The sequence below is a fragment of the Pseudoalteromonas sp. MIP2626 genome (assembly GCF_013414205.1).
Lineage (GTDB): Bacteria > Pseudomonadota > Gammaproteobacteria > Enterobacterales > Alteromonadaceae > Pseudoalteromonas > Pseudoalteromonas nigrifaciens.
Genome location: NZ_JAATTW010000079.1, coordinates 1 through 9,543 on the forward strand (window position 1 = coordinate 1; position 9,543 = coordinate 9,543).

12 protein-coding genes are annotated in these 9,543 nt (G+C 38.9%); 6 read left to right on the top strand and 6 right to left on the bottom strand.

What is annotated here, in order from left to right; all coding sequences use genetic code 11:
- Positions 1-12 precede the first annotated feature (12 nt).
- On the bottom strand, positions 13-672 hold the full coding sequence (locus HC000_RS17550; RefSeq protein WP_179808319.1) for a DUF4880 domain-containing protein: 660 nt from the start codon (positions 670-672) through the stop codon (positions 13-15).
- Positions 673-681: 9 nt separating this feature from the next.
- Positions 682-1,200: a sigma-70 family RNA polymerase sigma factor gene (locus HC000_RS17555; protein ID WP_179808320.1), complete on the bottom strand. Its 519-nt coding sequence runs from the start codon at positions 1,198-1,200 to the stop codon at positions 682-684.
- 247 nt (positions 1,201-1,447) lie between these two features.
- Between HC000_RS17555 and exbB the strand changes: the two genes are divergently transcribed.
- The 5 genes from exbB to HC000_RS17580 all read left to right on the top strand — a co-directional run bounded on the left by exbB (position 1,448) and on the right by HC000_RS17580 (position 4,802).
- A complete protein-coding gene (exbB, locus tag HC000_RS17560; protein ID WP_179808321.1) occupies positions 1,448-2,401 on the top strand; it encodes a tonB-system energizer ExbB in 954 nt (317 codons plus the stop codon).
- 3 nt (positions 2,402-2,404) lie between these two features.
- Entirely contained in the window at positions 2,405-2,839 is a 435-nt protein-coding gene (locus tag HC000_RS17565) for a biopolymer transporter ExbD (RefSeq protein ID WP_086995608.1), read from the top strand.
- Between the two features lie 2 nt (positions 2,840-2,841).
- Positions 2,842-3,675, top strand: a complete 834-nt coding sequence (locus HC000_RS17570; RefSeq protein ID WP_257025628.1) for an energy transducer TonB — start codon at positions 2,842-2,844, stop codon at positions 3,673-3,675.
- Positions 3,676-3,745: 70 nt separating this feature from the next.
- Positions 3,746-4,348 carry a biliverdin-producing heme oxygenase gene (locus tag HC000_RS17575; protein WP_179808323.1) on the top strand — a complete coding sequence of 201 codons (603 nt, stop codon included), beginning with the start codon at positions 3,746-3,748 and terminating at the stop codon, positions 4,346-4,348.
- A 49-nt stretch (positions 4,349-4,397) separates the two neighbouring features.
- On the top strand, positions 4,398-4,802 hold the full coding sequence (locus HC000_RS17580; RefSeq protein WP_179808324.1) for a YbaN family protein: 405 nt from the start codon (positions 4,398-4,400) through the stop codon (positions 4,800-4,802).
- A 198-nt stretch (positions 4,803-5,000) separates the two neighbouring features.
- Here HC000_RS17580 and HC000_RS17585 read toward each other — a convergent pair whose 3' ends face one another.
- From HC000_RS17585 to HC000_RS17595, 3 genes are all read right to left on the bottom strand, one after another.
- Entirely contained in the window at positions 5,001-5,951 is a 951-nt protein-coding gene (locus tag HC000_RS17585; protein WP_086995625.1) for a FecR domain-containing protein, read from the bottom strand.
- Between the two features lie 2 nt (positions 5,952-5,953).
- Complete coding sequence (locus HC000_RS17590) at positions 5,954-6,469, bottom strand: sigma-70 family RNA polymerase sigma factor (RefSeq protein WP_217896479.1); 516 nt, start codon at positions 6,467-6,469, stop codon at positions 5,954-5,956.
- A gap of 394 nt (positions 6,470-6,863) precedes the next feature.
- Positions 6,864-8,069, bottom strand: a complete 1,206-nt coding sequence (locus tag HC000_RS17595) for an MFS transporter (RefSeq protein WP_179808325.1) — start codon at positions 8,067-8,069, stop codon at positions 6,864-6,866.
- A gap of 101 nt (positions 8,070-8,170) precedes the next feature.
- On the opposite strand from HC000_RS17595, the gene HC000_RS17600 reads away from it, so the two are divergent.
- Positions 8,171-9,073, top strand: coding sequence for a LysR family transcriptional regulator (locus HC000_RS17600; RefSeq protein ID WP_179808326.1), 903 nt, complete (start codon positions 8,171-8,173; stop codon positions 9,071-9,073).
- 120 nt (positions 9,074-9,193) lie between these two features.
- Here HC000_RS17600 and HC000_RS17605 read toward each other — a convergent pair whose 3' ends face one another.
- Positions 9,194-9,475, bottom strand: a complete 282-nt coding sequence (locus HC000_RS17605; RefSeq protein ID WP_179808327.1) for a surface lipoprotein assembly modifier — start codon at positions 9,473-9,475, stop codon at positions 9,194-9,196.
- Between the last annotated feature and the right edge of the window lie 68 nt (positions 9,476-9,543).

Genomic DNA, 9,543 nt, shown 5'->3' on the forward strand with positions numbered 1-9,543 from the left:
GTGATGATGATTTTACCGACCTAATGCCGTGGAATGTGCAGCTAGACTTCGATTATAGCTAAGCGCACTGCTTAAATGCGCGCTTACTTTACTATCACTTATTAGCACTCCATGATTAAGTTTTATTTGGAGCGGCTGTGCGCTAACTGAGGCGGTGTATTGCATTTCTCCACGCGTTAAATGAATGTGTTTATTTTGGTTGTTAAAATTAAGCTCAACGGTACTGCCACTATTAAGCCAAAGCTGACTGTTATCGGCTAACGTAAAAAGTTCACGTTGATTAGTGGTTGCATAATCTGCGTTAAGGTATTGCCAAGCGCCTTGTTTATCAGCTAACCAACTAACACTTGCTAAAGTAAGAGTGGTACCTGCTATTTTCTTTAATGCTTGGCGGCGGCTCATGCTCTGTATGTCACGATCTGTTTTTTGTAACGTTGAATGAACGATGCAGGCGCTTTTTTGTGTCGCGCCTGAAAATGTTGATTCTAATAACTCAATCCGCTGCCATGCCAGTTCGTGCATAGGATCAGCTAAGCGCCAACGTTGGTACTCATCAAGATCTTTAGATTTTGCGTTGCCTGACTCGAAACAAATACACCAAGCAATCGCTTGTTGCACAATTTGATCTGGTAACAGCATGTATTTTGCTTTTTGCACAACAGTAGTATCCATCTATTACTTTTAATCCGAATAAGTGAGGGTATAACACTCAAACATGGCTTTAGCGATGTACTTTTCAATAGATGATAAGCTTACATCGAGTTGTTTTGCCACTTCTTTATAGCTGAGCCCATCTAGTCTAACCATTAAGAATGCTGTTTTTTCAATTGGCCTTAAACCACTTAATAACCGGTCTATTTGTTCTAATAGCCTCAATAACTGAAATTGCTCTTCCGGTGAGAAATAGGCTGTTTCTGGCATGCTTTCTAAAAAATCTACATAGTTCTTTTCTAAAATCTTGCGCCGTATGTCATCGGTTACTAAGTTACCAGCAACTTTTGTAAGCCATGCTCTTGGGCTACGTATTTCGCTGTATAAAGAAGTTTTATTTAATAAACGTATAAACGTATCTTGAGCAAGATCTTGTGCACTATCAGTGTCAGTGCTATAGGTACGACGCGCAATCCAGCGAACAAGCCACTCATGGTGTTCCTGATAAAGCGTATTAAACCCTACTGAATTAGCGGTATTTCTGGTCAAAATTTTGGTCTTCCTGTAGCATATCAGCCAACACTATAAATGATTTTCATTCTCATTCAATGGTTAGTTATAATGTTCAGTAAAGTTTAATTAAAATAATTTTGTTATTAATTGATGAAAACCGATTCTCGTTCGGCATCTAGTTATATAACTAATAAAGTAACCCATCAGATGCATACTTTAATATTGCTTGTTGCTAATACACAGCTGAGTTTGTGGGCCATATTAAAAAAGATAAGGAATCAAAATGTTTACAAAAGCTATATTGTTATTATCCCTGCTAAGTATTGGAATTGTACAATTGTCTATGACAATACACGCCGCTGAGGTACCTCTATCAATAGTAACAAGTGAGATAGTAGCTACTTCATCAGTCGTCGAACAACCATCTATTACACCATCTAGTGATGAGGCCATTAACGTAACTAATGTAGAGCATAAAATTGGTGAAGCCACTTTTGAAGCACATGACCTATCTCCTTGGGGAATGTACAAAGCCGCTGATATTGTAGTGAAAAGTGTAATTATAGGGCTGCTTATTGCATCATTAATATCATGGGCTATCTGTATATTTAAATCTATACAGCTAAATATTGCCAAACGGCACAGTAAAAAATTACTTACACATTTACTCCAAAGCACAAGCTTTTCAGAGGCGAGCCATGATTTAACACAACAAAAAAGCGAAGCGCTAATATTTTTAACGGCAACTCAACATGAGTTACATCTTAGTGCTGCAGGGCCGACTACAGACGAAGCATTAAAAGAGCGCTTAGTAGCTCGTTTAGAACGCGTACAAGCATCTATATCTGCAAATGTGAATCTAGGCACTGGTGTACTGGCAACTATTGGGTCTGTAGCACCATTTGTTGGTTTGTTTGGTACTGTTTGGGGCATTATGAACAGCTTTATTGGCATTGCTAAAACACAAACAACGAACCTTGCCGTAGTCGCACCAGGTATTGCCGAAGCACTACTTGCAACCGCTTTGGGTTTAGTTGCAGCAATTCCAGCTGTTGTTATGTATAACCATTTTTCTCGTTCGATTGGCAGTTATAAAGCTATGTTGACTGACATTCTTACTGCCACCATGATACTAATTAGTCGTGATCTTGATAGAAAAAACCCTCAAGCAAAGCCTTTAGCTATCTTACTTAATGATGATAAAAGCCCTGTTAACATCGTATCTAAAGAGTCTTAAATAATGACATTTACTACTAAAAATACCGATAACGATAGTTTAGATGAACAGCATGAAATTAACGTTACCCCTTTTATTGATGTGATGTTGGTATTGCTGATTATTTTTATGGTCGCAGCCCCCCTTGCTACAGTGAGCGTGCCCGTTAAACTTCCTGCAGTTGCAGCCCCAGCGCATCCAGAGAATGACGATCCTACCTATCTAACGTTACAAGAAGACTTAACCTTAATATTTGGTGAGGGCGATGTCATTCAACAACAAAATTTGGCTCAAGAACTAAAGCAGTATGGAATTGAAATTGAGCAACGTATTTTATTGCGTGCTGATAGCAAAGTTGAATATGGGCAGTTTATGGTATTAATGAATCAATTAACCAAAGCAGGCTACTCAAAAGTGGCGCTAGTGGGCTTAAAACACGAAACGGACGTTGCCCAGTGAGTATGTTTATAGGCACCACTGAGAAAGCTTCTCGCTTAGTATCATGGCAAGTAATTATCGCTATTTTAGGGGCTGTTATTTTACACTTTGCTATTGCTGGTTATTTTTTATTACCAAAAGAACATAATAACAATGTGCCTATCCAAGCATCCCCACAGGTCTTTGAGGTAAGCATTGTTGCTGCACCAAAGTCTGAACAATTAGCGCTACCTGTTGGGCCAAAGCAACAAGAATCAACGCCAATGAAACAGCAGCGCAGTGAACCTGAGACTACAAAAATAGAGGCTTTAGTAAAGCCAATTATAGAAAGTAAGTCTGACTTTACCATTAAAGACAAACTAATTAAGCCTGCGCCAAGTAAACCATTAAAAAGAACCACTGAGAAAAAAATAGACGTTGTGCCGAAGTCACAACCTAATAGCACAACGGCAACGGGGGCGAGTGAACAATACGTAGATCAAACGAGTGCACCTGCTGCGTTACCAGTAAAAGAAGCCAAAGTGGCATCTGGCCCTGTAAAAGGTGCTTTGAGTGAACATGAAAGTTCGGCTAAACAACTTTGGCAAAGTGCGTTACAGCTACATTTAGAAAGGAAAAAACGTTACCCACGAATGGCTAAATTACGGGGTCAACAAGGTATTCCGTGGGTAAGCTTTACCATGGACAGAGAGGGGAATGTACTGGATGTCACCCTATTTAAGCCCAGTGGAATAGCTACATTAGATCAAGAGGTCATCGAATTAGTTAGACGTGCAGAGCCTTTGCCTGCACCTCCTAACACAGTAACAGGGGACCCAATTAGCATGGCCGTTCCTGTTGCGTTTTTTATTCATTAACAGCGATATCGCTGTGTTTATATAACCATTACTAATTACATGATAAATAGTTAATACTAAAGGATAGACCATGATTGAAGAGTTACACGTTAACGAAGAAGCTAAAATACTCACTCTGGCCCAAAGGCTAAAGCTCGACACCACAACCACACATGACAGCTTAGATAAGATGATTATGACAAAACGACCTTTTACAGACTTAGGCCGTTACGCTTTATTTTTAGCGGTACAGTATCGTTTTCATTTAGCCATAGCGCCTCTCTATTGTGATCCTAAGCTGCTATGTTTATTTACGGATTTACCTGAACGAGCGCGTCTTAGTTATCTTAAAAAAGATTATTTAGATTTAAATGCCGATATTAATGATATGAAAGCCGAGAATAATTTGCCAAACATTGACTACCCAGCTTCTCTTGGTTGGCTTTATGTATCTGAAGGATCTAACTTAGGTGCCGAGTATTTATTAAAAGCAGCAAAACGTATTGGCCTATCAGAAGAGTTTGGTGCCACTCATTTGGCTCCAGCAGCGATTGGTCGCGGACAGTCATGGAAAGTATTTACAACCGCTTTAAATACTATTGAGCTCACGTATGAACAGCAAAGCCTTGTCATTGATGGTGCCCGGGATGCTTTTAGCCTAGTACGTAGTACCGTTGATAGTGTATTTGAATAACGTGTAGTGTAACTATTTGTATGAGCTGGCAAAAACGAAATGGTAAATTATGAAATTCATAAATAAAACTAGCCCGCAAATAATTGCTGGTAACTTAAAAAAAATAACATACTTGGTAAGTGGATTTTTATTAACCGGAGTAGGCATAATAGGTTTATTTTTACCTATTATGCCTACAACTGTTTTTTTGATTGGTGCAGTTTTTTGTTTTAGCCGCTCATCAAAGCGTTTTGAGTACCTGCTACTTAATCATCCTCGTTTTGGGGAAACTCTCACCAATTGGCAAACGCATGGCACTATTTCTAAACCAGTAAAGATAATCGCAAGTCTCGGCATGTCCGTTGGCTATATTTTGTTTTATTTAGGGGGGCAACCCTCTTTATTGCTGGCTAGTGTTGTGGCACTATTTTTAATGATATGTGCATATTATGTAATTTCACGCCCTCTACCGTAATATAAAATATTATTTTTTTGGGAAGCATCAATGCCTATTAATTGAGTGACTGGAGGTACAACAGTAATTACTACAATAACAACTAATAATCATTAAATCAAAACCTAGCTTCTGCATTAATATAAACACGACCTATGATAGTTGGATAGATAATTTTATGACCAGATACAATATTAACACTCAACTTAGACCAAGGTTTTAATGTAGATTTTTAGGCTTTTCCTTAATATATATCCAACGTTTAAAATAGTAAGTAATTTCTATCGGCAAAATTTCACTAAGATGATGTAGGGTTTTATCTATATTCGTTATTGAAAAAATACCTGTTACTTTATATTTAGCAAGCTCTGGCGCCACATTGATAACACCACGGTGGTATCTAGCGAGTTCGATTATAAAATCAGTTAATTTACTGTTGGTTGCTTGTATTTTATGCTCCAGCCATAATGCTCGACTAGTCGATAATTGCTGGATCGGCATAGTCCCCTTAGTATTAAAAGCAGCTTGCTGCATCGCTTTTAATTGCACAAACTGTATGCTTCTCATTGGCCGTAACTCCACAACTCCCTCATACACGCTCACTATGGTTTCTTGCTCACGTTGATTTACTATAAAATAAGTTCCAATTGGTACCACTTTGCCATCACGCGTCGTTACATAAAAAGGTTTTATGTCCTGTGCACTAGAAATCATAATTTCACCTTTCAACAAATACAACCTACGTTCTGATTGTTCAAAGTCAACATAGACACTTGTATCTGTATTCATTGACATTACTGTTCCATCGCTTAGAGTAACTGTTTTTATTTCACCTACGGCAGTAACATATTCACGCCTGCCAGGGTGCCCTGCCAAGCCAGAAAAAATTAAACTCAGATTCCCTAAAGTAAAAAGTCCTAATAAAAGTAGATGTCGACGCGACAATCCTTTTTCCTGACTTATTAATACTTTCCGACTAAGCTCAGATTGCGGGACTTTATGAAATTTTTCTTGTAATAACTCCAGTTGTTGCCATGCTAAAGCATGCTCAGGTTTTTCTTCATACCAAGTCTGAAAAGCAATTTCATCTTGTTGATTAACATCGTCAGCCCATAATCTTGCCATCCATATCGCAGCCTGTTGAATAGTATTTGAAGAAATTTTTTCCATAGTCAAGACTGCATCTCAATATTAACTATTAAACAACTTTGCAAAGCTTTAGCAATGTACTTTTCTACCGATGATACTGACACCTTTAATTTTGCTGCAATTTGTTTATAGCTCATATTTTCGAGTTGACGCATAAGTAATGCTTGGCGTACTTTTTCCGGAAGTTGCCGTAGAAGCATATCAATCTCATTTAATGCCTCAACCATAATAAGATGAGACTCTGGAGATTCAGACGAAGTAAGTGGATCATTCGCTATTAGTTCTAAGTAAGCCGCTTCAATATTGCGTCTTCGGTACAAATCGATGACTAACCCTTTTGCGATATGAGTTAAATAGCGACGGGAATCTTTTATATCTGGTAATGATGCTTTTGTTAGAATACGCAAATAAGTATCTTGTACTAAATCAGCAGTTACTTCTAAGCATCCTAATCGACGTTGAATATAAATGGACAGCCAATTATTGTGTTTTCTATACATATCATCAACGCACGCGATATTAGCAGGATTGATCACCATCACTTAGTATTACTCCAAACAACCTAATGGTAATGATAATACATTTCATTCGCAATTAGTTCAAGAGTTGTACCTATTCATAATTGTAGACGGACAAAATAGTTGGAAACTGGGAGAGGTAGAAATGGGGAATTTTGAGGGTTATTTGGGGGAAAGTGACAAAATAGATCTAAATTGAATGTCGCTTAGTGAGTTAGAGAAAAATCAAAAAATGACAAAATAGTTTGAAACTGGGACTTTGTCATATTAATAAATTCTACAAAGTCCACAACACATTTATCCTTTAACTCTCCATCCCCAATTCTATTCGCAGAAAGGTGTTGAGTTGTTGTTGGCGCAATAGAAGCCGTAGTAACAGCATCTTCTTCTTTACATCCATAGGGAAGGCTGGCGATTAGGATGTTCTTTCTAACAAGCGAAAGTTTTTAGTTAGTTTCTTTTGCAAGATAAACACAATAATTGGAAACCCTGATGCGGCTATTGCACATATCATAAGCAATCTGTCCAGGTTCTGTAGCGTCATGTCGTCGTTGGGTATCAGCAGAGGAGAAAGAAAGAATGCAATGGTTGTTACCAGATACATAATTGAAGTTTGCAATGAAACGAACCCAGCTCGTTGCTTATCATCAGGGAACTGAATCGCAATAGTCGAAGATGAGACCAAGCGACTGTACGATGTACCGAGAAATAAGATGATGAACAGTGTCGCATTCTGATAGTTCATGGCGAGGATTAACAAACTCAGCATAAAAACTGCGGTTGAACCTATAGCCAAAAGCGGAGTGGAATAATGTGAGATTAATGAGCCAGTTATCTTTGTAGATAGGTAACCTGCGATACCTCCCGTGAAGAACAACCAGGGCAACAAGTTTTGCGGCACGCCTAACTGCTGCGTCATTAATGGCACTAAAATGGGAATAATCAGCATCGGACTGAACTGTACCAGTGCATTACTTGAGGCAAATAGTAAAGTGTCAGCATCGAGAGACAGTCTGTTCTTAGTCTCTGAGTGGACAGAATCTTTGGGAATGATAAATACGATCAATGGCAACGCCAACAGACAAAATGCACAAATTAACCCCAAGGCGACATGCCAGCCATAATGTGTGCACAAGAACAATATCATGGGCATTCCTACAATGCTTACCACCGAAAATGATGCAATCACCGTTGCCAGCATTTTGCCACGCAAGTTGATCGGAGTGCAGTTAATCAATAAGCTGATACTTGCCCCCATCGTCGTCCCTCCAACCAACCCTGCGCAGAATCGTAGTATCAGAAGGACACCAAAATTGGTAGTGAGCGTAATCAGAAGTGTCAGCGTGCCTAGTAACGCCATATTTATGATTAAAAAACGCTTTTTATTAAACCGGTCTAACCAATAAAAAGCAAAAACTCCGGAAAGGACTGCACCGAATGTATAAACACCGGATACATAGCCTGAGAATGATACAGGAACTGAGAAATCCCCTGCCATAAAAGTAAAAATAGTGTTGAACACCATGTACTCTAGTGCATTCGTAAACTGGATGAATGATGTTACAACCGCTATTTGAATTAGGGCTCTATATTTAAATTTATGTTTAGCTAGTGGCATCATCGGCGACCTATAGATTAAAGATGCATACAGCTTAACCGCTATCAATATTGAGCACTAGTAGGTACAATTAGCAATCTCTATTATCAATACTGGGATAATGTATGCATACTGCTCTAGATTTCAGAACCTTAAAAATTTTCATTGCGGTGGTGGAAAAGGAAAGTTTTGTCGGAGCATCTAAAGCCCTTAAAATGCCCACATCAAACGTAAGTCGCTGTATTTCTCAGTTAGAAAAAAAACTGAATCTTCAGCTTATTGAGCGCAGTACCCGACACATGAAATTGACTCAGTTAGGCCAACTACTCTATGCGCGATCAAAGCCATTACTGGAGTTGTTGGAACAAACAGAAGTCGAGTTAACGTCACGGCAAGTTCAAATTAAAGGTCCATTACGTATCTGTATTCCAAACGAAATTGGACCTGCAACACTGGGGACTATTATTGCCAATTTTGCCAATCAGTACCCAGATATAGAGCTTAGCTGTATCACGAATTTGTCGGGCCTCGAATCACTACGAGAAGATTTAGATCTAGCCATTATCATTACCCGTGGACAGATGGATGACAGTGATTATATAGCCCGTAACCTAGCCACTATCCCCTGTACCATCGTTGCTGCCCCCTCGGTTATTAAACGTTGGGGCACACCCACTCATATTGACCAATTTAAAAAATTACCCTGTATTACGACGGTAAGTGCACTAAAAGGTGTCCCTTGGCAATTCGTCAATATAAAGGGGGGATTCGAGACAATCACGGTGAATGGAAACTATCGTGTCAACAGCGGTGAGATGGCCTTGCATGCTGCAATTTCTGGTGTTGGCTTTGCTATTTTATCTAGAGAAGCCTGCCAGTCCAGTATTACTGACGGACGTTTAATAGAGGTTGAGTTTGAGCAACCAGCGGCTCCATTACATTTATGCGCGCTTTATTCAAATCGTCGTTATTTGCCCACAAAGACAAGAGTTTTTGTCGATTTTATACAACAGGAATTAGGCAACTGACCACTTAATCTAGCAAAAACAAGTTATGCACTTACAATTTGAATCTAGGCTTGAATTAAAAGTAATGAAACCTTAAAGTAGCGCTTAATTAATTTTTCTGCTTGTGACAAGCGTTAAAGCTCAAAATATTTTTTCGAACTTTAAACTCACCGTATTTTTATCGTAACTGTATAACCAATCAACATTACTGTTTACTGTTATATGATTTAAGGTAAAAACTGGTGTCATGCTAAATACGGCTAGACTTGGCATGCTTACAATCAGTGTGTAATTTTGTTCAAGATCTTTACGCTTATGTGCCAATAAAGCACTATACTGCTCATATTTACGCGCCCTGAGTGATGCAAATAATGTTGCCTCTGCCCCGTTACCCCAGCGCTTATTGACACCAAATCTACCCAATAGCGCCAAGTGCTCCATCTAAATCTAATGAGCCAAAGCGAGTTAATTTAGGTGGTGGTGAAAGGCGC